The following is a 24,229-nucleotide window of genomic DNA, read 5'->3' on the forward strand; positions in this document are numbered from 1 at the left end:
GGTAAGGATTGCTGCGAATCGCGGGCGGGGCGGGCTCCCACAACGGCGACACGCCCCCAAGGACGTCCTATTTCAGGCGCCACTCCCACGCATTCCACCAGACGCCCAAAGGGCCGGAGCTGGGCTTGACACCCGTCACGCGGCTGCTGAAGGCGACAGTTCCCGTGGTCTGGTACAGCGGCAGGCCGTAGGCGCTTTCCCAGACGCGTTTGTCGATGTCAGCCAACAGTTCGTCCTGCTTCGCCAGGTCCGTGGTGCCGGCCAGCTGCTCCATGGCTTTGTCTGCATCGGCGTCGGAAAATCCGTTGAAGTTGCTGCCGCCACCGGTCTTGAAGATCTGAGGGACGCGACTCACGCCAACCCCGGGTCCGACAAAGCCGACGATGGCGGCGTCGTAGCTGCCGCCTCCGAGCGCTTTGGCCCAGTCCGAGCTGCCAAGGCCCGCGTCTTCAACCGTGAATCCGGCCAAGCGGGCGGAGTCGCGGATCAGGGAAAAGGCCCGCACGCGGTTGGGGTTGTCCTTGTTGTACAGGATGCGGACGGTAGGAGCAGCATCCCGCAATTGCGACCTGGCGCCTTTGATATCCACGTCGGCGTAGTCGGCCGAACCGTTGTCCTTCACGGCGTCCCGATATTTGGGCTGGGCTGGCAGGAAGACCTGTGAGTCCAGCGGTTTCGCGTCGGCGACAAATCCGCCCACCACGTCAGCCACGATCTTCTGCCGCGGAACGGTCTTCAGAAACGCTTCCCGGACGTCCTTGTCCGTGAACGGTCCCGAAAAGTTGAGATCGAGGTGGTCGTAACCGGACTGGCTGAAGCGCTGGACGGTATTGCCCTGCTCCGCCAGTCCGTCGAAGAGACTTTCGGTACCGGCAGAAGGCTGCGGGGCGATGATGTCCGCCTGTCCGTTCCTGAGGGCGGCAATGGCGGTGGAGGCGGCACCGGTGAACCGCACGGTGATGTCATCCAGATAGGGCTCCGGCCCCCACACATAGTCCCTGTTCCGGACCAGCCGGATCGAGGCGTCCGGAACGATGTCCCGGACGATGTACGGGCCGCTGGAAAGGTACATGGCAGGATCATCAGGAAGCTTTTTGGTGTCGAAGCCTGAATTCCAGAAGTCGCTGACCCGCTTCAGCGGGGTGTTGACCGCGGGCCGTTCGGTGTCGCCCCTAGGCGAGTCCCTGATCAGGTCCACGAGGTCATCTTCGTCGTTAAGGCCGCTTTTGGCGGCGACAACATGGGCGGGGAGCCCGACGTCGAACGCTACTTCCCAATCAGCGTACGGGGAAGCGTATTCCAGCGTGATGGAACGCCCGTCACTCCCGATCTCCGGGAGTGCAGTGGCGCCCAAGCCGCTCTTGTCAGCCGCGGCCGAAAAGTACGTAGTGCCCGTCCCCAACCGGGGATCAGCGTCGTCGAAATAGCCCGAGCCGGCTGCCCAGGACAGGAGGAGGTCGCCGGTGTCGATGGCTTCGCCGTCGGACCATTTCACACCCTCGTTGACGGTGTACTTCACCTTCAGCGGCCTATCGGAGATTTTCTCGATCCGGCCGAATTGCTCGTTCCGGACCACCTTTTCGGTGTCATCCACATAGTAGAACCCGGAATGGGTGATGTAGCCGATCTTGGTGTTGATGTCCGTGTTTCCGGCGGCGCTGAACGGGTTGAAGGAGCTAAAGGCATTCGCCTCGGCCACGGTGGCATTGCCGCCACGGTTCGTTTCACCGCCTACCACCGGGGGCGCCCCCCCGGAAGCAGAGCACCCCGAGATAACCAGCGCCGCAGCGACGGCCCCGGTGATGACCTGAATCAGATGCCTCAGGGGCATGCCGTCTCCTTTGCCTGTCCGGAATCAGACGTTGAAGCGGAACTCCACCACATCGCCGTCAGCCATCACGTACTCTTTGCCTTCAATACGTACCTTGCCACGGGACTTCGCTTCAGCCATGGACCCCGCCTCGATGAGGTCATGGAAGGACACCACTTCTGCCTTGATGAAGCCGCGCTGGAAATCGCTGTGGATGACGCCGGCTGCCTGCGGCGCGGTGTCGCCCTGGTGGATGGTCCAGGCGCGTGTTTCCTTCGGACCGGCCGTGAGGTAGGTCTGGAGGCCCAGGGTGTGGAAGCCGACGCGCGCCAGCTGGTCAAGGCCGGACTCGTCCTGGCCGTTCATTTCCAGCATTTCGCGGGCTTCCTCCTCGTCCAGCTCCACGAGGTCGGATTCGAGCTTCGCGTCCAGGAAGATGGCGTCCGCAGGGGCCACCATGGCCCGCAGCTCATCCTGCTTTTCCGGGCTGCCCAGGATGCCTTCGTCGGAGTTGAAGACGTAGATGAACGGCTTGGCGGTCAGGAGGCTGAGCTCCTTGAGGTGCTCCATCTCCAGCTTGTCGCTCTTTATCGAAGAGAAGACTGTGTCGCCGCGTTCCAGGACCGCCTGCGCAGCCTTGATGGCAGCCAGCTCGGCGGCTTCCCGCTTCTTGATCCTGACTTCTTTTTCGATCCGGGGAATCGCATTTTCAATGGTCTGAAGATCAGCCAGGATCAGCTCGGTGTTGATGGTTTCCATGTCGGAGCGGGGATCCACTTTGCCATCGACGTGGATGACGTCGGGATCATCAAACACCCGGACAACCTGGGCGATGGCCTCGGCCTCACGGATGTTGGCAAGGAACTTATTGCCCAGGCCTTCGCCCTCAGACGCGCCCTTCACGATGCCGGCGATGTCCACAAAGGACACCGGAGCGGGAAGGAGCCGCTGCGAACCGAAGATGTCAGCCAGCTGCTGGAGCCGGGGATCGGGCAGGTTCACGACGCCGACATTAGGTTCGATGGTAGCGAACGGATAGTTCGCAGCCAGCACCTGGTTCCGGGTCAGTGCGTTGAAAAGAGTTGATTTGCCGACGTTGGGCAGTCCGACGATGCCAATAGTAAGAGCCACGAGCATTGATTCTACCGGTTGCCGGACACATGGGCCCCAGCCGGTCCCCCGCGGTGCCACACCTTGGTGGAACGGGTGGCCGAATATGTCGCTTCCGTAAATTGTCACAGGGTCATGCAACAGTGAGGATATGGATGCTGTAGCCCTGATTCTTGCCCTGTTAATGCTGCTGGTGGGTGCCGTCGCCGGCGCCGCCGCCACCTACTTCCCCTTGCGCCGGCACAGTGGTGCCCTGGAGGACGACTTCGACGCCGTCTCGTCGCGACTTTCCGAGGTCAGCGCCCAGTTCGCCGCCGCGGATGCGGAGCGCCGCCTCCTTTCCCTACAGAACCGGGAGCTGGGCGAGTCCCGCCACCAGGACGGCAGTGTGCTCCGCGCGCTGGCGCCGGTGGCGGAAAAGCTGACCGCCGTGCAGCAGCAGGTGGCCATGCTGGAACGCGACCGCCTTGAACAGTACGGCCAGCTGGCGCAACAACTGCAGGAGGCCAGGCTCTCTGATGCCCAGCTGATCCGCTCCACGCACGCCCTCGAGTCCGCCCTGCGCTCCAACAGTGCGCGTGGGCAGTGGGGCGAAGTTCAATTGCGCCGAGTGGTTGAAGCGTCGGGCATGCTCAAGCACGTGGATTTCCTGGAGCAGGTCCACAGTGCCGGCACCGATTCAGCGGTCCGCCCCGACCTCGTGGTCCAGCTTCCGGGCCAGAAGCAACTGGTGGTTGACGCCAAAGTGCCGTTGTCCTCGTACCTGGAGGCCCAGGAGCTGGGTTCGCGTCAGGATTCAGGCATGGCTGGGAACCCCGGCAGCCAGCAATCCCTGCTGGCTGCCCATGCCAAGGCGCTGCGGGCCCACGTGGACTCGCTGAGTAACAAGAAGTATTGGGACATCCCGGGGAACTCCCCTGAGTTGGTGATCTGCTTCCTGCCGGCGGAATCCATCCTGGCTGCCGCCCTGACGGCCGACGCGACGCTGTTGGACCACGCGCTCTCCAGGAATGTGGTGCTCGCCTCCCCAAGCACGCTTCTCGCCGTACTCAAATCGGTGGCCTTCACGTGGCGCCAGGATGTGCTGACGGACAGTGCACGCGAACTCTTTGACCTCGCCCGTCAGCTGTACGAACGCATGGGAACACTCGGGGACAACGTGGGCAAGCTAGGTTCGTCACTCAAGTCTTCAGTGGACCGGTACAACGCCATGATCGGCACCCTGGAAGCGCGGATCCTGCCCACCGCACGGAAGCTCAATGCCATGGATGAATCAGGGCTGCTCACCCCGCCGGCACTCGAGGTCACGCCGCGCACGCTGGCGGCGCCGGAGTTTCAGCAGGACGAGGCCGCCGCCTGACGTTGTCGGAGACTGGTCAGTCGCGGGAGCGGCGTCCGCCGAGCGCCCGGCTGACGTCCCCGGCTTCCTTCAGGGTTGCGCGGAGTTCCTTGGGCAACGAGAAAAGGAGGTCCTCTTCGGCCGTGACAACTTCTTCTACGGAGCCGTAGCCGTAGTCGGCCAGCAGGCGAAGGACGTCCGTGACCAGGATCTCCGGCACTGAAGCCCCTGACGTGACTCCGACCGTTGCCACGCCTTCAAACCACGCTTCGTCCACTTCATTGGCGAAGTCCACCCGGTAGGAGGCCTTGGCCCCATACTCCAGGGCGACTTCCACCAGGCGGACCGAGTTGGAGGAGTTAGCCGATCCCACCACAATGACCAGGTCGGCCTGGGGCGAGATCTTTTTGATGGCCACTTGACGGTTCGTGGTGGCGTAACAGATGTCGTCGCTGGGCGGATCCTGCAAGGTAGGGAACCTCGCCTTCAGCAGGCGGACCGTTTCCATGGTCTCGTCCACGCTGAGGGTGGTCTGGGACAGCCAGATGACCTTGTCGGGATCCCTGACGGTTACCTTGTCCACTTCGTGGGGACCGTTGATGATCTGGATGTGCTCCGGAGCCTCGCCGGCGGTCCCTTCAACTTCTTCGTGACCGTCGTGGCCGATCAGCAAGATGTCGAAGTCGTCCTTGGCGAACCTCACGGCTTCCTTATGAACCTTCGTGACCAGCGGGCAGGTGGCGTCAATGGTGCGCAGTCCGCGGTCCTCGGCCGACTGGACGACGGCCGGCGATACCCCGTGGGCGGAAAATATCACGAGCGCGCCTTCCGGGACCTCGTCAGTCTCGTCGACGAAGATTGCGCCCTGTGCCTCCAGCGAGCTCACGACGTGGACGTTGTGCACGATCTGCTTCCGGACGTAAACCGGCGGCCCGTAGTGTTCCAAGGCCTTCTCGACGGCGATCACGGCCCTGTCCACACCGGCGCAATAACCGCGGGGCGCGGCCAGGAGTACCTTTTTGGGACCGGTTACCGGAGCCGCCGCGGCTACCTCCTCAGGCGAGCGCCGCCTGCGCGGGACAGTTGGCATCGAGAGGGACACAGCAGAGGAAGTCATTTCTCCATGCTACCGGGTTGGGGGCCGCCGCCCCGGCGAGGCGATCCGGATCACAAGGGCCGCCGCGACCAGCACACCGCCGGTTATCGCGGCACCGCCGACCCAGGATTGGAAGCTGCTGGACGCGGCCGCCACAAACGCATTCTTGAACATGTCCGCAAGTCCGTTGCCACTCGCTGTCCCCACTACAGCGTCCCTGGCGAATTGCGAGCCGGCGGCCCACAGGCCGGCCAGCGCAAGTGCCGCAAGTCCCACCGCGAACAGCACTGACCAACGACGGCGGGCGGCAACCAGGGCAAGCGCAAAGGCGATACCAGCCCCGATAGCCAAAGAGTAGCCGAGCGGCGCGTAGGCGGACACCCTCTCGACCAGCTGGCGCTGCTCCGGTTCTCCAACGTTGATCAGCGTCTGCTCCGGCGCAGTCAGCGGCAGTCCCGTGGTGCGCGCGAGTTCCTCCGCCGCCAGCGCTACCAGTGGCGCCAAGTCCAAAGTGAGCGACGACGGGGAGTCCGGTTCGGCAGGAGCTGCTGCCGGTGCGGCGAAGCTGAGCCGGTGACTCTTCCGCAGTGTCTCCTCCCAGGCCGCCGGGTAACCCGGTAATGCAGTGAGTGAACCGGCCGCCGCCTCAAGCACTGGCCTCACCAGACCTGCCAGAGCGTCCGGGATAGCCCCTGTGTCAAAGGTGCCAACAGCGGCTGTGGCCAGCCGCTGCTGGAATTCTGCGTCCTTCCCCAGCGGACCGGCCAGCGCCACAAAGCCATCCTCCTGAACCACGTTGCGGTCAAGCCAGATGGCGGGAACGGCCAATGCGGACAGCAAAACGCCCAGGACGACGGCGATGGCTGAAACGAAGGTGCGCAAAACGGGTCCTCACGGGTTGGCGGCAGCACAGCCATCATAAGGCTGGTGTCTGGACAAAGAATGTCAGTCTCAGGTGCTACAGCTTATGGATAAGGTTGAATGGCATCCGCCAGCCCGCTGACAGCAGCCAGTTGACTGACCGCCGCCATTCAAACACGAACCGCCACCTCCCGAACAAAGGACCGCAATGCCGCCACCCACAGCGTCCCGGGGCAGCGGACATGTCTGACCAGGCCGCCCTGCCAGGCACTGCTGCCACTACGCTGCCTGCCACAGCCGCTGAGACCAGCCCGGACAATCCCTGGCCGCTACAGTTGCTGTCCCAGAAACTCAAGGCCCATATCGACCGCACACCGTCGGCGTGGGTGGAGGGTCAGGTCATCGAGATGAACCGCCGGGGCGGCAACGCGTACCTCACCCTCCGGGATGTGGACGCGGAAGTTTCCCTGCCGGCGTCGGTCTGGACGAATGTCCTGGACCGGCAGAACATGCCCCTGGAGCGTGGCTCCCGCGTGGTGGCCTTGCTCAAGCCGGAGTTCTGGCTGAAGACCGGGCGGCTTAACATGCTGGTAAGGGACATCAGGCCTGTAGGGCTTGGCGATCTGCTGGCGCGGATCGAACGGTTGCGGCAGGCCCTCTCAGCCGAGGGGCTGTTCGCCGATTCACGGAAGAAAGCATTGCCGCTGCTCCCCCACCGTATCGGCCTGATTACCGGACGGGACTCTGACGCCAAAAAGGACGTCGTCCAAAACGCCGCACTGCGCTGGCCCGCCGTCGAATTCGAGATCCGGGAGGTGGCAGTCCAGGGCAACACAGCGGTCTCGCAGATCATCCGCGCCCTGCAGGAGTTGGACGGCCGCCCCGACGTTGACGTCATTGTCATCGCCCGGGGCGGCGGAGCGTTGGAGGACCTGCTGCCTTTCAACAGCGAGGAACTGATCCGTGCCGTCGCGGCGACGGCCACCCCTGTGGTCAGCGCCATCGGACATGAGGCGGACCGCCCCCTCCTCGACGACGTGGCGGACCTCCGTGCGTCCACGCCCACTGATGCCGCCAAGCGGATCGTGCCTGACGTTGCCGAGGAACTGGCCGGTGTGCGCCAGGCACGCGAGCACCTGCGCAGGAGCATCGGCAGGCTCGTGGACCGGGAGTCGGACCGGTTGTCCGCACTCCATTCCCGGCCGGTTCTGGCCACGCCCGAAGCAATGGTCACCGGACGCGCGGAGGAAATCGAACGCCTCCTCAGGAGATCATCGGCCGCCGTCAGCTCAACGGTGGTCCGGGCGGCTGACCAACTGGTTCACCTGCAGGCACAGGTCCGTGCCCTGTCACCGCAAAAGACGCTGGACCGCGGCTACGCCGTGGTCGAACTGGCCAACGGCCGGCCGGCCCACGCCGCTGAAGCTGCCGGCCACGCTGTGGTCCGCGACCCTTCGGAGGCGCCGTCGGGGACTGCGTTGTCCGTACGCGTGGCCCAGGGCCTGTTCGGCGCCACATCCACTGGGGAACTTCAACAAGGAGAAGCACATGCCCGAGACAAAGCCTGACCCGGAAATCGAAGCCCTGAGCTACGAGGAAGCCCGCGAACAGCTGGTACACGTGGTGGGGAGGCTTGAGGCGGGCGGCGCCAGCCTTGAGGAATCCCTGGCACTGTGGGAACGCGGCGAAGCCCTGGCTAAGCGCTGCGAGGAGTGGCTGGAGGGCGCCCGCAAGCGGCTTGCTGCCGCCCGCGACCAGCCGCTCCGACGAGCCCTCTGACCACCCAGTGCGGGCCTACCCTCGGAACAACCGGCCCCAAACAAGTCAGGACCGATCGACCAAATCAGGACCGATCGACCAGTTCCCGTTCGGTAGGGACGTCGAACTCAGCTTTTGGCCATTCCAGCTTCATGTCAGACATCGCGCCCAACACCAACTGCTGCACTGCGATCCTGGCATACCATTTTTTGTTGGCCGGAACCACATGCCAGGGTGCCGCTTCCGTGCTGGTCTCGTCGAAGGCAGCCTGGTAGGCGCCCATGTAGTCGCCCCAGAACGCCCGTTCCTTGAGGTCATTGCTGCTGTATTTCCAGTGCTTGGCGGGGTTGTCAAGTCGGGCAAGGAGCCGGGCCTTCTGTTCATCCTTGCTGATATTGAGCATCACCTTGATGATTTTGGTTCCGGCATCGGTCTGGCGCGCCTCGAACTCATTGATGGCCCGGTAGCGACGCTTAAGTTCGTCAGGCGAAGCCCAGTTGTGAACCCGGTGGATCAGGACGTCCTCATAGTGGGAGCGGTCGAAGATGCCCACCATGCCGGCTCCGGGAACCTCCCTCTCGATCCGCCAGAGAAAGTCATAGGACTTCTCCTCCTCGGTGGGTGCCTTGAAAGCCTTGAACTGGACGCCCTGCGGATCCATTGTGGCCATCACATGGTTGACGATTCCGCCCTTGCCCGCCGTGTCCATGCCTTGCAGGATCAGCAGAAGCCGTTTTTTCCCGCCGAAGCGCGACACCGCGAACAGCTTTTCCTGAAGTTCGGCCAACGCGCCGTCCAATTCAGCCAGAATTGTGTGGCCATCGGATTTGCTGCCCTTGTAACCGGGCGTCGCGTCAGGGTCGGCGTCGGCCAGCGAAAAGCCTTTCCCCGCCCTCAGCGTATCGACGGGGTGCTTCTTGAACTCAACCAAGTCGGCCATTGGGGTCCTTTGTCCGCAGTGTACGCGTCATCTGGCGCGTCCCCACAGGCTAGTTCCCTTTGTACCTGCTCAGGAAGTCCCCCATACGGTTGATGGCCTCCTCGAGGTCCTTCACCAGCGGGAGGGTAACCATCCGGAAGTGGTCCGGGCGGACCCAGTTGAAGGCCCGGCCGTGGGAGACGAGGATTTTCTGCTCGCGCAGCAGGTCCAAGACGAACTTCTCGTCGTCGCGGATGTGGAATACCTCGGGATCGAGTTTCGGGAAGAGGTACATGGCGCCACGGGCCTGCTGCGTGCTCACACCGGGGATGGCGTTGAGCATGTCGTAGGCCTTGTTCCGCTGTTCCAGCAGCCTGCCGCCGGGCAGGATGAGGTCGTTGATGCTCTGGTAGCCGCCGAGTGCGGTCTGGATGGCATGCTGGGCGGGCACATTGGCACAGAGGCGCATGTTGGCCAGGAGGCTGATGCCTTCCAGGTAGTCCGAGGCATCCTTCTTCGGGCCCGAGATGGCCATCCAGCCGGCACGGTATCCGCAGACGCGGTAGGCCTTGGACAGTCCGCTGAAGGTGAGGCACAGGACGTTGTCGCCCGTAAGCGCGGCCATGTTGATGTGCACGGCGTCCTCGTACAAGATCTTTTCGTAGATTTCATCCGCGAAAAGGATCAGTCCGTGCTTTTCGGCCAGGGCCACGATCTTCTTCAGCGTCTCTTCCGGATAGACCGCGCCCGTGGGGTTGTTGGGGTTGATCACCACAATGCCCTTGGTGCGCGGCGTGATCTTGGCTTCAAGATCCTCAATGTCAGGCTGCCAGCCTGATTCCTCATCGCAGAGGTAGTGCACGGGCTTCCCGCCCGCCAGGGCAACGGAAGCCGTCCACAGCGGGTAATCCGGTGTAGGGATCAGCACCTCATCGCCGTCGTTGAGCAGCGCCATGAGGGACATGGTGATCAGTTCGCTGACGCCGTTGCCCAGGTAGATGTCGTCCACATGGATGTTCTGGATTCCGCGGGTCTGGTAGTACTGGGAGACGGCGGTCCGGGCCGAGAAGATGCCCCGGGAGTCGCTGTAGCCCTGGGCGTGGGGCAGGTGGCGGATCATGTCCACCAGGATGGCGTCCGGGGCTTCAAATCCAAACGGCGCGGGGTTTCCGATGTTCAGTTTGAGGATCCGGTGACCCTCCGCCTCCATCTGCTGGGCGGCCTGAAGGATCGGTCCACGGATGTCGTATAGGACGTTGTGAAGCTTGGTGGACTGCTTGAATTCTGCCATCCATCAAATATGCCATATGACGGATGTACTTCCGTTGAGACCTCAAACACAGAAGCGCCGCGAGCGGACGACGGCGGCTGCCGGCCCATGTGGGTCCGGCAGCCGCCGTCGTGATTTGGTTCTGGAGTCAGGTGTTACTTGACGATGCCCTTGTCCTTGAGCCAGGTGGCGGCGGCGTCTTTGGCATTCTGCTTCTGGCTTCCGCTGACTGCGCGGTTGAGGTTGACCAGGTCCTCAGTGGTCAGGATCTTCGATACGGCATTGAGCGCGTCCTTTGCCTTGTCGGTCATTTTTGCCTTGTTGTAGAGCGGCAGGACCTGCTGGGCCTTGAAGTTGTCTTTTGGATCCTCGAGCACCACCAGGTCGTTGTCCGCGATGGACGGTGTGGTGGTGTAAATGTCAGCGACCTGGACGTCGTCGGTCAGAAGTGCTTGCAGGGTCAGGTTGCCGCCGCCGTCGCTGAAGGGCTTCAGCGCCTTGAGTTCGCAGCCGTAGTTCGCTTTTAGCCCGGGCAGGCCATAGGCACGGGTTTCGAATGTGGCCGGGGCCGCCATGGTCAGGTCCTTGCAGACTTTGGCCAGGTCCTCAATGGACTTCAGCTGGTACTTCTCCGCCGTAGCCTTGGTGACCACCATGGCATCCTTGGACTCAGCCTTGGACGCCTCCAGCACTCCAAGCCCTTCGGGGAGCTTACCCGGCAAGGCCTTGTATACGTCCTCGGCCGAGACCTCGGCAGCTTCAGGATCCACATGCGAGAGCAGGTTGCCGGAGTAGTCAGGGACGAGGTCAACGGAGCCGTCCTGAACCGCCTTGAAATAGATTTCGCGGGCGCCGATGTTGGGCTTGGTGGTTGCCGTGACCCCTGCAGCAGTCAGTGCCCCGGCATAGATCTCTGCCACGATCTGGCTCTCCGGGAAATCAGCCGAGCCGACCACCAATGATCCGCCGCCGGCGCTCCCGGCACTGGTGCTGGGGGTTGCCAACGGGTCGCTCCCGCCGCAGGCTGTCAGCGCAACGGCAAGGCCGACGCCAGCAGCCATGCCGGCCAGTCGCCTGCGGGTAAGGATTGTCCTGGTGTTGTCTTTCATGGGGTACCTCCTTGAACGGCAGCTGACGCAGGCGCGGCAGCTGGGAGATCAGCGGCGGCCTGCTGGCCACCGTGCAGATCGGATGTGAGGCCAGGCGAAAGAAGGACTCTTTGCACCGCGGCAAGGATGAGGTCAACAATGATGGCCAGCCCTGCAATCAACAAGGACCCGGCAAGCATCCGCGGGAAGTCCTGCAACGCCAAGCCATCAAAAAGGTAGCGGCCCAAGCCGCCCAAGGGGAGGTACGCAACCACGGAAACCGTCGCGATGACCTGCAGAACTGCCGTTCGGACGCCGCCGAACATCACCAGCAGCCCGTTGGGCAGCTCAACACGGAACAGGATCTGCACCTCGGTCATGCCAACGGCCCGGGCAGCGTCCACCACAGCCCTGTCCACGCTCGAAATGCCGGCGTACGTTCCGGCAAGGAGCGGCGGCACGGTCAGGATGACCAACGCCCACACCGGTGGCATCAGGCTGCTCCCGGCCAGGAGGGCGAAAAGGACCAACAGGCCCAGGGTAGGCAGCGCCCGCAGCGCACCTGCCACCGCTACTGCCACCACGCGCCCGCGGCCCGTATGGCCGATGTAGAGCCCGGCCGGGACCGCGACGGCGGCGGCAATCACCAGGACCAGCCCGCTGTACTGCAGGTGCTCCAGAAGCCGGACGGGGATGCCGGAACTGCCGGTCCAGTGCACCGGATCAGCTATCCAGGCGAGGGTGTCCACAAAAATATTGCTCATGGTGCGGCCCCCGCGTGAACGTTGGCATCGGCCAGGTAGCCGGCGGCCGAAGTCACCGAGGGGCCAGACGCCTTAGCGGCGCGGGTCCACGGCGTGAGCAGCCTTTCCAGGACGACCAGCACGGCATCCATCAGCAGCGCGAGGACGAGGATAGCAATGATCCCCACCACCACTTCCGTGACGAAGTTCCGTTGCAGTCCATCGGTAAACAGCATGCCCAGGTTTCCCACGCCCAGGAGCGCCGCGACGCTCACCAGGGAGATGTTGCTGACGGAAACCACCCGCAACCCGGCGAACATCACCGGCAGGGAGAGCGGCAGGTCAATCTGGACAAAGCGGAGCCACGGCTTGTACCCCATGGCGATCGCAGCCTGCCGGAGATCCTCCTCTACGGAGTCAAAAGCATCCAGCGCGGCCCGGACCAGCAGCGCCACTGCGTAGATGGTGAGGGCAACAATGACGTTGAGCGGGTCCAGGATCCGAGTTCCGAGAATCGAGGGCAGGATGATGAACAGCGCCAGCGAGGGGACGGTGTACAGCAATGAACTTGCGGTCACCACCACCGACCGCAGCGCCGGGTGGGTCCGCGCCAACTGCGCCAACGGAATGGAAATAACCAGCCCCAGCACCATCGGAATGAGGGCCAGGACCAGGTGCTGGCCGGCCAAACCCATGACCATGCCGCTGTTTGCCAGGAACCAATCCATCAGAGCGCAGCCTGCCTGACCTGGCGGGCTTCCTCAATGACACCGATGACTTCCTGAGCCCTGACGGTTCCCAGGACCTTGCCGTCGCCATCCACCGCAACACCTTGGCCGGATGGGGATGATAGGGCCGAGTCCAGTGCACGCCGTAGTGTCTCGCCGGGCCGGAAGAGTGACCCGCCCGGAATGAGCTCGGAATCCGTCCCCGGCCTCGCCCAGCCCAGGGGGCGCAGGTCCGGATCCACCACGAGCTGCCAGTCGGTCACCGCGGCGGGATCGCCGGCAAACTGGCCGGCACTCATCACAAGCGTGGGCACCGGGTGGATGGTGACGGCGTCGGACGTGGTGAACCCCAAGTGGCGGAAGCCACGGTCCCGGCCCACGAAGGAAGCCACAAAATCATTCGCCGGTGCCCGGAGGATTTCCTCAGGGGTGGCGTACTGGGCCAGCCGGCCGCCGACAGCGAATACGGCCACCTTGTCGCCAAGAATGGTTGCCTCGTCGATGTCGTGCGTGACGAAAACGATGGTTTTTGCGAGGTCTTTCTGCAGCCTCAGGAGTTCCTGCTGTAATTCGTCGCGCACCACGGGGTCAACGGCGCTGAAAGGTTCGTCCATCAGCAGGACGGGTGGATCGGCTGCGAGCGCCCGGGCTACGCCGACTCGCTGCTGCTGGCCGCCGGAGAGCTGGGACGGGTACCGCTTCCCGAGCGCGGAAGCCAGCCCGACGACGTCGAGCAGTTCCGTTGCGCGCTTGCGGGCTTCAGCCTTGGAAACGCCGTTAAGCCGGGGCACTGTGGCGATGTTGTCCAGCACGGAACGGTGCGGCATCAGCCCGGAAGACTGCATCACGTAGCCCATGGACCGTCTCAGCTCCGCGGCAGGCACCGAGGTCACGTCCCGCCCGTCCACGGTGATCACACCGGACGTCGGTTCCACCATACGGTTGATCATCCGCAGCGAGGTGGTCTTGCCGCAGCCGGATGGCCCCACAAAAGCGGTGATGGTGCCCCTGTCGATGGACATGGTGAGCTGGTCCACAGCAGGCTGCCCGCCCTGATACTGCTTGGTGACGCTCTGGAACTCAATCATGGCTTGGTCCATTCCCGGACTTACCTGTTCTGTTGGACGGCATCGGACAGTGTTGGGTCATAAGCTCACTGACATTCACGGTAACGCAATCCGTGATCAGCGTAACTGGATCTTCGGGCAATCCGGGCAAGAAAATCCCTACTGTAATCATTCGTTGCACAACCCCGCGTGGATGGGTCCCTCCGATCACCCCGTGCCGGGATGCGCTTACGCCCGGCTGTGCCCGCGCCTAGAGTTGGACCGTGACCAACTTGGAAGTAGCTCCCCAACAGGAACTTTGTCCGCCCGCCGGCCCTGAAGGGACGTCCGGCCCCTGCCTCCAGATCTGGCCCGAACGGGAGGTCCCGCTGGGCGGCGTGCGGGCCATGACCGTACGCCGCACGCTGCCGCAGCGGGGCTTGCCCACCATCGGCGCCTGGTGTTTCCTGGACAGTTTCGGCCCGGACCGCACCGCGATGTCCGTCCTCCCCCACCCGCACATCGGGCTGCAGACGGTCACCTGGCCACTTGCCGGGAACATCCGGCACAGGGACAGCGTGGGCAGCGATGTTGTGGTCCGCCCAGGTGAGCTGAACATCATGACGGCCGGGCACGGGGTGTCCCACTCGGAGTTCGCCGTCCGGCTGGATCCCGACGCCGCCGCGCAGTTGCCCGTGCAGCGCGGCCTGCAGCTCTGGGTAGCGTTGCCGGACGCGGAACGCCACCGCGAACCCGCGTTCGAGCAGCACCGGGAACTGCCCTCCGTGACGGGGCCGGGTTTCACCGCGACTGTGATGGTGGGCGAATTCGCCGGGGCGGTGTCACCGGCCACGATGTACTCCCCCATCGTCGGAGCAGACATCTCCTGCGAGGGGCCGGCCGTCCTACCAATGAACGCACACTTTGAGCATGCCGTGCTGGTGCTCGACGGCGGGCTGACGCTGGACGGGCAGGAGGTCCCGCCCGGTCCGCTGGGCTACCTGGGCGCGGGACGCCCCTCACTGGAGTTCCAGGCCCTGCCCGGAACCCGGTTCCTCCTGATCGGCGGGGAGCCGTTCCAGGAGGAACTCCTGATGTGGTGGAACTTCGTGGGCCGCACCCACGACGAAGTGGAGCAGGCCCGTCACGACTGGGAGGCGCAGGTGGCACTGGCCGACGATGCCGCCCGTGGGGCCCGCTACGGGCTGGTTGAGGGGCACGGCCCGGACGCAGGCGCCGAAGCCGGACGCATCCCCGCCCCCATCATGCCGGCCGTCAGACTGACACCCCGCAAGCGGTCAGTGGGCCCCTGACCCTTCCGAGACCAGCTTCAGGACGCCAAACACGGGGTCCTGGTCCAGGACACGGACATCGATTACGCCGGCGTCGGCCAAGTGGCTCCGGAAAGAGTCCTGCAGCGGGATCACGTTCATGCCCAGTCCGCTGCCGAGAATAACGGGTCCGTCGATGCCAAGCTTCTGCAATGCCTGGGCAGCCAGGCCGGCGAGGTCCTTGCCGGCCTGGTCCAGCAGCTCCTGGCACGCCGGGTGGCCGGCCGCTGCCGCGTCCACCACCAGGCGTGCCTGCTGGGCCCAGAACCGGCGGCCGGTATCCGGAGAATGAAAGAGCGCAATCAGCCGGTTGGGGTGGTCCACTCCGCACGAGGCAAGCAGGGCCTCGGTCAGCTGGTCCGCCGGGAGTCCCTGGTTCATCCGGCGCAGGCTGTGCCGCACCGCCTCACGGCCCAGCCAGTAGCCGCTGCCTTCATCACCGAGCAGGTAGCCCCAGCCGCCGGCCCGGGCCTCGTCGCCGGTGGCGTTCCGTCCCCAGGCTGCGGAGCCGGTTCCTGCGATCACGGCCACACCCGTGCTGGCTCCGCCTGCGGCCAGCAGCAGCCGCGAATCGTGGACCACCGTGACCTTGGCTCCCGGAACATGCGGTTCTATCAGTGCGGCAAGGGCGGCGGCGTCGTCGTCGGTGTCAATGCCCCCGGCCCCCGCATATACGTGGACCACCTGGCCGCCGCCGATCCGGGAGAAGAGATCCGCGAGGTTCAGTGCCGCCTGTTCGCGGCTGACGTTCTGCACGTTGGAACTGCCGGCGGACTCGTCGGCCACGGCTACTCCGTCCACAAACCTGACGCCGCGGGTCTTTGTACCGCCGATGTCCAGGCCTATGATGACCCCCGCGAGGGGATCCGGGGCGGACGCGGCGCCGCCCACCTGGTGGATTCCGGGCAATGCGGTCTGGGGGTGCTCGCTGTCAGTCACACACCCAGCCTACTGAAATGCTGCCGGCGAATCGCGGCCGGGCCGGGGGCCGCCGTCGTGTCTCAACACGTCGTGCCTCAACATCCCGCGGTTATCCCGTCCCTGAGCGGGCGGCCACGAGGCCCGCCAGCAGGTGGGGCCCCTCTTGCAGGACCATCTCCCGGAAGAACCGGACCGGATCGGGCTCGGCATCGGGACCGGGTTTCCGCCGCCGCCAGCCCAACCCGATCTCGCGGTACGCAAGCCCGGATTCCAAGGCAAGCTCGACCCAGCCCAGGTTGCCCGTTTCCGGGCTGACATGGCGCCCCGGCGCATTGCCCCCGGGCGGAAGGATGCTGACTCCAAGGCCCGCGGTGACCAGGCCACGGGCTGTGTGGGTGTCCTGGCTTTCGAACGCGATCCGCGGCCGGAATCCTGCCTCCCGGAACAGCGCATCGGTCAGTGACCGCATGCCGTACCCCGGCTCCAGCGCCACGAAAGGGTCCCGGCGGATGTCCTGCACACTGACGCTGCCCCGGCCGGCCAGCGGATGGCCATGGTGAACCACCAGGCGGAGGGGCTCACGGTAGAGCGACGCCGAGGAGACGATGCTGCTTGCGGACGGAACCGGTGCTGTCAGTGACAGATCCGCCTGCCCCGAGGCGAGTTCCGCGAGGCAGGTGTCCCGCGCCCCCTGGCGCAGGATGAAGCCGGCCTCCGGGTGGCGGCTGCGGAAGGCGCTGATGAGCAGCGGCAGGGTGGCCTCGCCGAACGTGTGCTGAAAGGACAGCGACACCTTCCCCCGCACCACGTCCGACTCGTGCCGGACCAGGTCCAGCCCGGCCTGGAATTCGGTCAGGGCCGATTCGATGTACGGGAGCAGCGTCCGGGCGGCCGCCGTGAGGCGGATGCCCCGTCCGTCACGGATCAGCAGTTCGGTTCCGACGACGGCGCTGGCCCGGGACAGTGCCCGGCTCACCGTGGACTGGGGTACTCCCAGGAGCTCGGCCGTTTCCGTGACGTGCTGGGTCCGGCCCAGCTCAGCCAGGATAGGCAGCAGCGGCAGGAGCTTCACCAACTGCTTGTGGTCGGCGTGCATTGGTCCCGCCTCTCCAAACGTTCCATTACTGACATGAATTGCGGCCAAAAGATGCATTGGAAGCATACATTGCGGAAGCCTACCCTTGGGCTATGCCACAAAATGCCGCAGCCCCGGGAACATTCGCTCCACCGCAGGGTGGCTGGGCCGGACATCCCAAGGGCTCCGCTGCCTACAGCAAGATCCTGGCCGGCCTGGCCTTCGCGGGCGTGGCCACGTTCGCCCAGCTCTACTCCACCCAGGCAGTGTTGCCGCTCCTGGCCGCAGACCTGAAAGTGACCGCGGCAGAGGCGGCGTTGACCATATCGCTGGCCACTGTGGGCCTGGCCATCACCGTCATTCCCTGGTCCTTCCTCGCGGACAGGATCGGCCGGGTCAAGGCCATGGCCTGGGGCATCTCCGCTGCCACCGTCCTGGGCCTGCTGGTACCCCTCGCCCCCACGTTCGGCGCGCTGCTTGCTTTGCGGCTGCTTGAAGGAATGGCGCTGGGCGGGATCCCGGCCATCGCCATCGCCTACCTGAACGAGGAAGTGAACAGGGCCCATGCGGCCATGGCCGCAGGCAGCTATGTTGCCGGCACAACGCTGGGCGGACTGGCCGGCCGGCTGGTGGCAGGGCCGGCCGGTGAGCTCTGGGGCTGGCGCACAGCCGCCCTGGCCGTTTCCCTGCTGGCAACAGTGGCCGCAGTGCTCTTCCTGGTTCTGGTACCGCCGGCCAAGGGATTCACAGCCGCCAAAGCCTCCGGGATCCGGGGTGCCATGGCTACGCTCGGCGGACATGTGCGCAATCCCCGGCTGCTGGCGCTCTACATCCAGGCCTTCCTCATGATGGGCGGGTTTGTAGCCGTCTACAACTACCTTGGCTTCCGCCTGTCCGCTGAGCCCTTCACGATGCCGGCAACCCTCATTAGCCTGATCTTCCTGGCCTACCTTTCGGGAACGTTTTCATCCCGCTGGGCCGGCGGGCTGACGGCGAGGCTTGGCCGCAGGGATGTGCTGCTTGCGGGCATCGTCCTGATGGTGGTTGGGCTGGCACTGACGCTGACGCCGGTGCTCGCCCTGATCCTTGCCGGTCTGGTGATCTTCACCGGCGGCTTCTTCGCGGCCCACAGCATCGGTGCAGGCTGGACCGGAAGCATCGCCACCACCGGCCGTGCCCAGGCATCGTCGCTCTACAACCTGGCCTATTACCTGGGCTCGAGCGTCATCGGCTGGGCGGGTGGACTGGTGTTCCAGTCACTGGGCTGGACGGCGCTTGCAGCGGCAATCATGGTCCTCGCCTGCATCACGGCGGTGACAGTCGCCGTCGTACATCCCCGGCGAACCCACGAAACGGCACCGCCCTGCACACGAGACCGAACGAAAGCCGCGCAGCCGTAGAACTATCGGCCAACAAATGACGGCTTCGTCTGGCGAATATTCGGAAGGAAGGATGCGTCCCAGGGTGAGTAGCAGGAATCCGCCGTCTAGGATGAATGGACGGACATTCAAGGAGATTCCATGAGCAGCAACCCAAAAAACATCCGGCCGGCCAGCCACTTTGAGCCGCTGGATGCCATTGATGAACGGCTTCTCGCCGCCTTGGTGGACGATGCACGGATCTCCAACAAGCAGTTGGCTGAACTCGTGGGAATCGCCCCGTCCACCGCGCTCATGCGGACCCGCGCGTTGTCCGAACGTGGCATCGTCCAGGGATTTGAGGCGACACTCAGCCTCTCGGCCATCGGCAGGTCCGTCCAGGCACTCGTAGCCGTCCGGTTGCGGGCCCACGACCGGGACCAGATCGACCGCTTCACAGCCCGCGTTCCGCACCTGCCCGCGGTTCTCTCCACCTTCCACACGTCAGGCTCCGTGGACTACCTGCTGCACATCGCCGTCGCCAGCACCGAGGACCTGCGGGACTGGGTCCTCGACAACCTGGCCACCGATCCTGTGGTGGGCCACACCGAGACCACCCTCGTCTTTGAGCACATCCAGGGAAACCACGGTCCGCTGCCGGATTAGGCTCCGCGCTGCAGCGCTTTCCGAAACGTGACCGCGGACAGCGCCAGTGCGGCGGCGCTGCAGAGCACCACGAAGCCCCCGACCGCCGTCGGCAGCCCGAACACCGCAGTGGCCCAACCCAGCCCGATGACCGGCACGGCACTGCCCAGGTACGTGATGACATAGACCGTGCTGATGACCTGGGCATGCTGTGACGATTCCACCTTCGCGGCCACATCGTTGAAGACCGTGCGGAAGGCGACTCCCTGCCCCAGACCAGCCAGGACGCTGGCCGCGGCCAGCAACAGAGGACTGCTCCAGGCCGCTGCTGCGGCAAGGAGCAACACCGAGCCTCCAAGGACCGCCAGCCCGGCGGGCACCACAAAGCGGCCGCGCACGGACAGCACCTGGCTCAGCGCTGAGGCGGCGAGCGTCATCCCGGCCAGGGCGCCGATCAACGGACGTGAATCCGTGTGAAGGATCGGAGCGAAATAGGCCGGGGCCAGCGACAGGCAGAATCCAAAGACCGAGAAGCTGAGGAACCCGACGGCGGCCGCGAGCCAAAACGCGCCCCGCGCTTCAGTGGATACCGCGGGCCGGCGGGGAGCCAGGACCATGACGGGGCGCCGGCCAGCCGGAGGCTTGATGGCCGGCCGGGCCTGAAGCAGGTAGAGCGGCACCAGCATTGCCGCCAGGACCAGCGAGTGAACATAGTACGGGGCGGTGGTGGGCCCCGGCAGCAGCGACAGCAGGCCACCGATGACCGGACCGGCCGCCACTCCACCCGCCGTCGCCAGCAGGGTGAAGCGCGTGGCCCACTCCGGCCGGGACGGGAGCAATTCCCGCAGCGCGGCGGCACTGGCACCGGTGGCCAGGGCAACGGCCACCCCTTGAAGGGCCCGTCCGGCCGAAAGCGCCACCAGGTTTCCGGCCTGCGAGAAGACCCAACTGCCCGCCAGTCCGGCGAAAACAGCCAGGATGAGCGCCGCCCGCCGGCCGATGTGGTCCGACCAGTGGCCTGCCAGCATCAGCGTGGCCACCAGCGCCAGCACATAGCTGGCAAAGGCCGCCGTGACCCCAAGTGCCGAGAGGCCAAGGTTTGCCTGGAGCAGCGGATACAGGGGCGTGGCCAGATTCGCACCGACCAGCAGGGTGAAGATGACGGCACCGGCCATCACCAGCCGTGCGGTGGTGGATGCATCCCAGCCCTGACGCCCGGCGGTGGCCGGACGCATACGGAGTTCATTAAAGACTGTCATTGCTGCTGCCTTGGCGTCGACCGGGGCAGGAGGTCCTTGTGGGAAGCCGCCCCGGGTGGAAATTGATACCTAAAGAATGCTTGACTGTTGACTGATTGGTTCCTTGCTAGTGAAACAATTGCGCAAAATACGCAATTTCTGGTGTCTCCAGTAACTGAAAGTGACAGTTTGCCTACCCTTGATCCCACTGACCTGAAGATCCTGCTGGAACTCATCCGCGATCCACGCGTCCAGATCGGCGAGTTGGCCGAGATGCTGGGCATTGCGCGCAACACGGCACAGTCGCGCGTGCGGCGCCTGCTCCGCGCCGGGGTGCTGCACGATGGCGGCCGCGAGATCGACCTCGAGGCGGTAGGGTACGACGTCGTCGCTTTCGTCACGATCGAGGTGACGCACCGGGAACTGGACGGAGTTGTGGGCGCCCTCCGGCTGCTCCCCCAGGTTCTGGAGGTCCATGAGATCTCGGGTCGGGGTGATGTCTGGTGCCGGGTAGTGGCCACCGATACGCATAATCTGCAGTCAGCCCTCCGCCAGATTCTTCGCGTCAAGGGCGTCATCCGGACCGAAACAGTCCTGGCGCTCCACACGCATATTCCGTACCGGACCGAACCCCTGATCAGCCGCCTCGCACAGGCCGTGCCCGGCACCCCAACACGGCCGAAGCAATTGTCCGAGCGCGGCGGCGGCTCCCCAGATGGCAGTTAGGATTCGAGCATGGAGTGGCTTTCACATATTTCACAGATCAACTGGCTCGCCGTGGCACTGGCCTTCATCTCGAGCATGGCGATCGGCTTTATCTGGTACATGCCGGCCGTGCTGGGCAAGCGGTGGATGGCCGCCATCGGAAAGACTGAAGATGACCTGAAGAACATCAGCGGCGGCGCGGGGATCTGGGTTCCCATGACGGTTGCGGCCGGCCTGACTGCCATCCTGCTGGCGGTCCTGATCAGCAAGCTGGGCCTGGACAGCGCCATGGCAGGCGGCGGGTTCGCCCTGGTACTCGCGCTGGTGTTCCGCGCCGGCGGGCATGTCATCCATAACGGGTTCGCAGGCCGCCCGACCGCTGTCACGCTGATCGATTCCGGACACGATCTGCTCGCCATGACGGTGGCCGGCGCCATCATCGGGACCATGCCCTGACGTGACCATCATCGACAATGCCGTCTACGTGGACGGCGTCCGCAGCGCAGAGCCGCAGAGCCTGGAACAGACCTTCGAAACCCTCTCAGAGCACGGAGGCATGGCGTGGATCGGGCTGTACCGGCCCACGGCGGCGGAAATGACGGCCGTGGCCACCGAATTCGGGCTGCATGCCCTGGCCGTGGAGGATGCCATTTCGGCGCACCAGCGGCCCAAGCTTGAACGCTACGAGGACAACCTCTTCACGGTGCTCCGCCCGGCGCGGTACCTGGATGCCACCGAGACCGTGGAGTTCGGCGAACTCCACATCTTCACCGGCCGGAATTTCGTGGTCACCATCCGCCATGCCGAAATGGCCGGCGTTGCCCGGGTCAGGCGGCGTCTGGAGAGCCGCCCCGACCTGCTCCGGCACGGCCCCGAAGCCGTACTCTACGCGCTGCTGGACCTGGTGGTGGACGACTACGCACCGGTGGTGGCCGGGCTGGAAAACGACATTGACGAGATCGAGGACCAACTCTTCAGCGGGGACACCACCGTCTCCCGCCGCATCTATGAACTGGCCCGCGAAGTCATCCAGTTCCAGCGCGCCATCCACCCCCTGCCGGACATGATGCAGCAACTCAAACGGGGCTTTGAAAAGTACGGCGTGGATTCCGAACTGCAGCACAGCCTGCGGGACGTCGAGGACCATGTGGCGCGGGTCATCTCCCGCGCGGATTCATTTCGCGACCTGCTGCAGAACGCCCTCACGCTGGACGGAACGCTGACCGCCAACCGGCAGAACGAGGCCAGCGCCGAACAGAACGAACAGGTCAAGAAGATCTCCTCGTGGGCGGCGATCTTCTTCGCACCTTCCTTCGTGGCCGGCGTCTACGGCATGAACTTCGACCACATGCCCGAACTCCACTGGACCCTGGGCTATCCTATGTCCATCGTGCTGATGGCCGGCACCGCAGGCCTGATGTACGCCATTTTCAAGAGGAAAGGCTGGCTGTAGAGCCTCGGTCGGCGCGGGCCTCAGACGGCGCGGGGAGTCAGGCCACCTGCAGGTCCACACTCCCGTGGCCCGAGGCTTCAGCGCTGAATACCAGACGCCGGTTGGCAATCTTGTCCGTAAAGAAACGGTCGTGGCTGACCACCACCACTGCACCAGGGAAATGCAGCAGGGCACGCTCCATGACCTGGGTGCTGGAGAGGTCCAGGTGGTTGGTGGGCTCATCCAGCAGCAGGACCGAAGCACCCGAGAGCAGGCACTGGGCCATAGCCACACGGGCGCGTTGGCCGCCTGAGAGGTTGCCGATCTTTTGCTTGAGGTCAGCTTCGGAGAACTGGAACATAGCAAGGAACCTGTTCACCGACTTCTTCGTCGCAGTCAGGGCCAGGCTGTCAGGCATGGCGTTGACCGCATGACTGACCGTGTCGTCGTCGTCCAGTTCTTCCAGCACCTGGTTGTAGGAGACCATTCCGGCACCCTTGGCCCAGGCCACGCTGCCCGAATCGGCCGGCTCTTCGCCGGTGAGTGCCCGGAGTAACGTGGTCTTGCCGCTTCCGTTGGACCCGATGACGGCGATCCGGTTACCGCGCCCGATCTCGAAAGTGAGGCCGCTGAACAGCGTTCTGCCGCCATATGCCTTGCTCAGGGATTCCACCCGGCACAGGACGTCCTTGACGTACAGACCGCCGTAGATCTCCGTGATGATCTGGTCTACGGGCCGGGGCGCACGGGACTTCTTGATCCTGGCCAGCTGGTTTGCGAGTCCCTTGCCAGCCCCATTGGCGGCTTCCCGCCGGTCCGAAATACCTTCGGCTTCGAAGGCGAGCAGCTCGGACTCGTGGACGAACTGGCTCTCCAGGCTCTTGAGTTTGAACTGCTTGGCAACGACGTATTCGGCGAAATTGCCCGGGTATTCGTGGAGGTGGAAGTTCTCCACCTCGATAATCCGGGTGACCACGGAGTCCAGGAACTTCCGGTCGTGCGAGACGATGATCGCAGCGCCCTTGAAAGTCCGGAACCAGCCTTCAAGCCATTCGACGCCGGCCACGTCAAGGTAGTTGGTGGGTTCATCAAGCAGGAGGACGTCCGGGGCTTCCAGCAGGATCTTTGCCAGTGCGGCCCGGTTCCGCCAGCCGCCGGAGAGCTCGTCGATGGCGCAGGTGCGGTGGTGGTCGCTGAAGCCGAGGGTGGTGAGTACTTTGTCGATGCTGCGCTGATAGTCCCAGCCATCCAGCCGGTCCATCGCCTCAAAGAGTTCGGACTGGCGGTGGATGAGTTCATCCAGCCGTGCTGCGTCCGAGGAATCGGCGGCGATGGCCGCATCGATGCCGGCCAGCTCGGCTTCGATCTCTTTCACGTGGGCGAAGAGCCCGTCCAGGACCTCCGCAATAGTGGATTCGCCGTTCAGCTCTGAGAACTGGGAGAAGTAGGCGGCCTTGGTTCCGAGCTCGACGGCGACGGTCCCGGAATCTGGAGCCACCTGGCCTTGGATCAGCTTCAGGATAGTGGACTTGCCCGAGCCGTTCTTGCCGATCAGGCCAACCCTGTCCCCCGCTTCAAGTTTGAAAAAGGCTTCGCGGAGAACCTGGGTTTTGTCAAAGCTGACGTTGACGTCGTTCAGCCGGATCAAACTCATTGATGGTGTCCAATCCAGTCATGATAAAGCGTGGAAGCGGTGGGGGTCCTGCAAGCCTATTCGAAACCAGCATGGAGGTCTTCATCCGCGTGGTGGGTAGGT

Annotated in this window: 23 protein-coding genes; 9 read left to right on the top strand and 14 right to left on the bottom strand. The window is 64.5% G+C overall.

From position 1 onward, the window contains the following. Window positions 1-67 precede the first annotated feature (67 nt). Both FYJ92_RS13220 and ychF read right to left on the bottom strand, forming a co-directional pair. Window positions 68-1,831 carry an ABC transporter family substrate-binding protein gene (locus FYJ92_RS13220; protein ID WP_185261121.1) on the bottom strand — a complete coding sequence of 588 codons (1,764 nt, stop codon included), beginning with the start codon at window positions 1,829-1,831 and terminating at the stop codon, window positions 68-70. 24 nt (window positions 1,832-1,855) lie between these two features. Continuing rightward, window positions 1,856-2,941, bottom strand: a complete 1,086-nt coding sequence (ychF, locus tag FYJ92_RS13225) for a redox-regulated ATPase YchF (protein ID WP_185261122.1) — start codon at window positions 2,939-2,941, stop codon at window positions 1,856-1,858. A gap of 130 nt (window positions 2,942-3,071) precedes the next feature. Here ychF and FYJ92_RS13230 point away from each other — a divergent pair, with 130 nt between their 5' ends. Then, window positions 3,072-4,280: a DNA recombination protein RmuC gene (locus FYJ92_RS13230; RefSeq protein WP_185261123.1), complete on the top strand. Its 1,209-nt coding sequence runs from the start codon at window positions 3,072-3,074 to the stop codon at window positions 4,278-4,280. Between the two features lie 16 nt (window positions 4,281-4,296). On the opposite strand, the gene FYJ92_RS13235 is transcribed toward FYJ92_RS13230, so the two are convergent. Both FYJ92_RS13235 and FYJ92_RS13240 read right to left on the bottom strand, forming a co-directional pair. Then, a complete protein-coding gene (locus FYJ92_RS13235) occupies window positions 4,297-5,376 on the bottom strand; it encodes a 4-hydroxy-3-methylbut-2-enyl diphosphate reductase (protein ID WP_185261124.1) in 1,080 nt (359 codons plus the stop codon). A 9-nt stretch (window positions 5,377-5,385) separates the two neighbouring features. Beyond that, window positions 5,386-6,237, bottom strand: coding sequence for a hypothetical protein (locus FYJ92_RS13240; RefSeq protein ID WP_185261125.1), 852 nt, complete (start codon window positions 6,235-6,237; stop codon window positions 5,386-5,388). 221 nt (window positions 6,238-6,458) lie between these two features. Between FYJ92_RS13240 and xseA the strand changes: the two genes are divergently transcribed. Further along, window positions 6,459-7,784, top strand: coding sequence for an exodeoxyribonuclease VII large subunit (xseA, locus tag FYJ92_RS13245; RefSeq protein WP_185261126.1), 1,326 nt, complete (start codon window positions 6,459-6,461; stop codon window positions 7,782-7,784). Continuing rightward, window positions 7,765-7,995 (top strand): exodeoxyribonuclease VII small subunit, encoded by a 231-nt coding sequence (locus tag FYJ92_RS13250; protein ID WP_185261127.1) that lies wholly within the window; start codon window positions 7,765-7,767, stop codon window positions 7,993-7,995. The genes xseA and FYJ92_RS13250 overlap by 20 nt, the downstream gene beginning before the upstream one ends. Window positions 7,996-8,059: 64 nt before the next feature. On the opposite strand, the gene FYJ92_RS13255 is transcribed toward FYJ92_RS13250, so the two are convergent. From FYJ92_RS13255 to FYJ92_RS13280, 6 genes are all read right to left on the bottom strand, one after another. Further along, window positions 8,060-8,914 (bottom strand): polyphosphate kinase 2 family protein, encoded by an 855-nt coding sequence (locus FYJ92_RS13255; protein WP_185261128.1) that lies wholly within the window; start codon window positions 8,912-8,914, stop codon window positions 8,060-8,062. A gap of 49 nt (window positions 8,915-8,963) precedes the next feature. Continuing rightward, on the bottom strand, window positions 8,964-10,184 hold the full coding sequence (locus FYJ92_RS13260; RefSeq protein WP_185261129.1) for a pyridoxal phosphate-dependent aminotransferase: 1,221 nt from the start codon (window positions 10,182-10,184) through the stop codon (window positions 8,964-8,966). A 134-nt stretch (window positions 10,185-10,318) separates the two neighbouring features. Further along, window positions 10,319-11,272, bottom strand: a complete 954-nt coding sequence (locus FYJ92_RS13265; protein WP_185261130.1) for an ABC transporter substrate-binding protein — start codon at window positions 11,270-11,272, stop codon at window positions 10,319-10,321. After that, window positions 11,269-12,015, bottom strand: coding sequence for an ABC transporter permease (locus FYJ92_RS13270; protein WP_185261131.1), 747 nt, complete (start codon window positions 12,013-12,015; stop codon window positions 11,269-11,271). The genes FYJ92_RS13265 and FYJ92_RS13270 overlap by 4 nt, the downstream gene beginning before the upstream one ends. Further along, a complete protein-coding gene (locus tag FYJ92_RS13275; protein ID WP_185261132.1) occupies window positions 12,012-12,722 on the bottom strand; it encodes an ABC transporter permease in 711 nt (236 codons plus the stop codon). Before FYJ92_RS13275 ends, FYJ92_RS13270 begins: the two co-directional genes overlap by 4 nt. Further along, window positions 12,722-13,822: an ABC transporter ATP-binding protein gene (locus tag FYJ92_RS13280; RefSeq protein ID WP_304632591.1), complete on the bottom strand. Its 1,101-nt coding sequence runs from the start codon at window positions 13,820-13,822 to the stop codon at window positions 12,722-12,724. The genes FYJ92_RS13275 and FYJ92_RS13280 overlap by 1 nt, the downstream gene beginning before the upstream one ends. 230 nt (window positions 13,823-14,052) lie before the next feature. Between FYJ92_RS13280 and FYJ92_RS13285 the strand changes: the two genes are divergently transcribed. Further along, window positions 14,053-15,081 (top strand): pirin family protein, encoded by a 1,029-nt coding sequence (locus FYJ92_RS13285; protein ID WP_185261134.1) that lies wholly within the window; start codon window positions 14,053-14,055, stop codon window positions 15,079-15,081. Here the strand turns inward: FYJ92_RS13285 and FYJ92_RS13290 are convergent. Then, the gene (locus tag FYJ92_RS13290) at window positions 15,067-16,008 is read right to left on the bottom strand and encodes a BadF/BadG/BcrA/BcrD ATPase family protein (protein ID WP_227008073.1); all 942 of its coding nucleotides are present in this window, start codon (window positions 16,006-16,008) and stop codon (window positions 15,067-15,069) included. The genes FYJ92_RS13285 and FYJ92_RS13290 overlap by 15 nt on opposite strands. A 121-nt stretch (window positions 16,009-16,129) precedes the next feature. Then, the gene (locus FYJ92_RS13295) at window positions 16,130-17,116 is read right to left on the bottom strand and encodes a LysR substrate-binding domain-containing protein (protein ID WP_185261136.1); all 987 of its coding nucleotides are present in this window, start codon (window positions 17,114-17,116) and stop codon (window positions 16,130-16,132) included. 92 nt (window positions 17,117-17,208) lie between these two features. Between FYJ92_RS13295 and FYJ92_RS13300 the strand changes: the two genes are divergently transcribed. Together FYJ92_RS13300 and FYJ92_RS13305 are read left to right on the top strand one after the other, a co-directional pair. Beyond that, window positions 17,209-18,495, top strand: coding sequence for an MFS transporter (locus tag FYJ92_RS13300; RefSeq protein ID WP_185261137.1), 1,287 nt, complete (start codon window positions 17,209-17,211; stop codon window positions 18,493-18,495). 120 nt (window positions 18,496-18,615) lie between these two features. Continuing rightward, window positions 18,616-19,119 carry an Lrp/AsnC family transcriptional regulator gene (locus FYJ92_RS13305; RefSeq protein ID WP_185261138.1) on the top strand — a complete coding sequence of 168 codons (504 nt, stop codon included), beginning with the start codon at window positions 18,616-18,618 and terminating at the stop codon, window positions 19,117-19,119. Here the strand turns inward: FYJ92_RS13305 and FYJ92_RS13310 are convergent. Next, window positions 19,116-20,357 (bottom strand): MFS transporter, encoded by a 1,242-nt coding sequence (locus FYJ92_RS13310; protein ID WP_185261139.1) that lies wholly within the window; start codon window positions 20,355-20,357, stop codon window positions 19,116-19,118. The genes FYJ92_RS13305 and FYJ92_RS13310 overlap by 4 nt on opposite strands. Before the next feature lie 168 nt (window positions 20,358-20,525). Here FYJ92_RS13310 and FYJ92_RS13315 point away from each other — a divergent pair, with 168 nt between their 5' ends. Genes FYJ92_RS13315 through corA form a run of 3 tightly spaced genes read left to right on the top strand, consistent with a single transcriptional unit; the run spans window position 20,526 to window position 22,494 of the window. Further along, window positions 20,526-21,062: an Lrp/AsnC family transcriptional regulator gene (locus tag FYJ92_RS13315; protein WP_185261140.1), complete on the top strand. Its 537-nt coding sequence runs from the start codon at window positions 20,526-20,528 to the stop codon at window positions 21,060-21,062. Window positions 21,063-21,071: 9 nt separating this feature from the next. Further along, window positions 21,072-21,497, top strand: a complete 426-nt coding sequence (locus FYJ92_RS13320) for a DUF1761 domain-containing protein (protein ID WP_185261141.1) — start codon at window positions 21,072-21,074, stop codon at window positions 21,495-21,497. A 1-nt stretch (window position 21,498) separates the two neighbouring features. Further along, window positions 21,499-22,494 (top strand): magnesium/cobalt transporter CorA, encoded by a 996-nt coding sequence (gene corA / locus FYJ92_RS13325; RefSeq protein WP_185261142.1) that lies wholly within the window; start codon window positions 21,499-21,501, stop codon window positions 22,492-22,494. Window positions 22,495-22,531: 37 nt separating this feature from the next. Here the strand turns inward: corA and FYJ92_RS13330 are convergent, their stop codons facing one another. Beyond that, window positions 22,532-24,127: an ABC-F family ATP-binding cassette domain-containing protein gene (locus FYJ92_RS13330; protein WP_185261143.1), complete on the bottom strand. Its 1,596-nt coding sequence runs from the start codon at window positions 24,125-24,127 to the stop codon at window positions 22,532-22,534. Between the last annotated feature and the right edge of the window lie 102 nt (window positions 24,128-24,229).

It is taken from the genome of Pseudarthrobacter sp. NBSH8, assembly GCF_014217545.1.
Lineage (GTDB): Bacteria > Actinomycetota > Actinomycetes > Actinomycetales > Micrococcaceae > Arthrobacter.

Excerpts from the sequence above, each read along its gene's own strand:
- FYJ92_RS13220 (WP_185261121.1), bottom strand. The coding sequence starts at position 1,831 with ATGCCCCTGAGGCATCTGATTCAGGTCATCACCGGGGCCGTCGCTGCG.
- FYJ92_RS13230 (WP_185261123.1), top strand. The coding sequence starts at position 3,072 with ATGGATGCTGTAGCCCTGATTCTTGCCCTGTTAATGCTGCTGGTGGGT.
- FYJ92_RS13235 (WP_185261124.1), bottom strand. The coding sequence starts at position 5,376 with ATGACTTCCTCTGCTGTGTCCCTCTCGATGCCAACTGTCCCGCGCAGG.
- xseA (WP_185261126.1), top strand. The coding sequence starts at position 6,459 with ATGTCTGACCAGGCCGCCCTGCCAGGCACTGCTGCCACTACGCTGCCT.
- FYJ92_RS13250 (WP_185261127.1), top strand. The coding sequence starts at position 7,765 with ATGCCCGAGACAAAGCCTGACCCGGAAATCGAAGCCCTGAGCTACGAG.
- FYJ92_RS13255 (WP_185261128.1), bottom strand. The coding sequence starts at position 8,914 with ATGGCCGACTTGGTTGAGTTCAAGAAGCACCCCGTCGATACGCTGAGG.
- FYJ92_RS13260 (WP_185261129.1), bottom strand. The coding sequence starts at position 10,184 with ATGGCAGAATTCAAGCAGTCCACCAAGCTTCACAACGTCCTATACGAC.
- FYJ92_RS13265 (WP_185261130.1), bottom strand. The coding sequence starts at position 11,272 with ATGAAAGACAACACCAGGACAATCCTTACCCGCAGGCGACTGGCCGGC.
- FYJ92_RS13270 (WP_185261131.1), bottom strand. The coding sequence starts at position 12,015 with ATGAGCAATATTTTTGTGGACACCCTCGCCTGGATAGCTGATCCGGTG.
- FYJ92_RS13275 (WP_185261132.1), bottom strand. The coding sequence starts at position 12,722 with ATGGATTGGTTCCTGGCAAACAGCGGCATGGTCATGGGTTTGGCCGGC.
- FYJ92_RS13280 (WP_304632591.1), bottom strand. The coding sequence starts at position 13,822 with ATGGACCAAGCCATGATTGAGTTCCAGAGCGTCACCAAGCAGTATCAG.
- FYJ92_RS13295 (WP_185261136.1), bottom strand. The coding sequence starts at position 17,116 with ATGCACGCCGACCACAAGCAGTTGGTGAAGCTCCTGCCGCTGCTGCCT.
- FYJ92_RS13300 (WP_185261137.1), top strand. The coding sequence starts at position 17,209 with ATGCCACAAAATGCCGCAGCCCCGGGAACATTCGCTCCACCGCAGGGT.
- FYJ92_RS13305 (WP_185261138.1), top strand. The coding sequence starts at position 18,616 with ATGAGCAGCAACCCAAAAAACATCCGGCCGGCCAGCCACTTTGAGCCG.
- FYJ92_RS13310 (WP_185261139.1), bottom strand. The coding sequence starts at position 20,357 with ATGACAGTCTTTAATGAACTCCGTATGCGTCCGGCCACCGCCGGGCGT.
- FYJ92_RS13320 (WP_185261141.1), top strand. The coding sequence starts at position 21,072 with ATGGAGTGGCTTTCACATATTTCACAGATCAACTGGCTCGCCGTGGCA.
- FYJ92_RS13330 (WP_185261143.1), bottom strand. The coding sequence starts at position 24,127 with ATGAGTTTGATCCGGCTGAACGACGTCAACGTCAGCTTTGACAAAACC.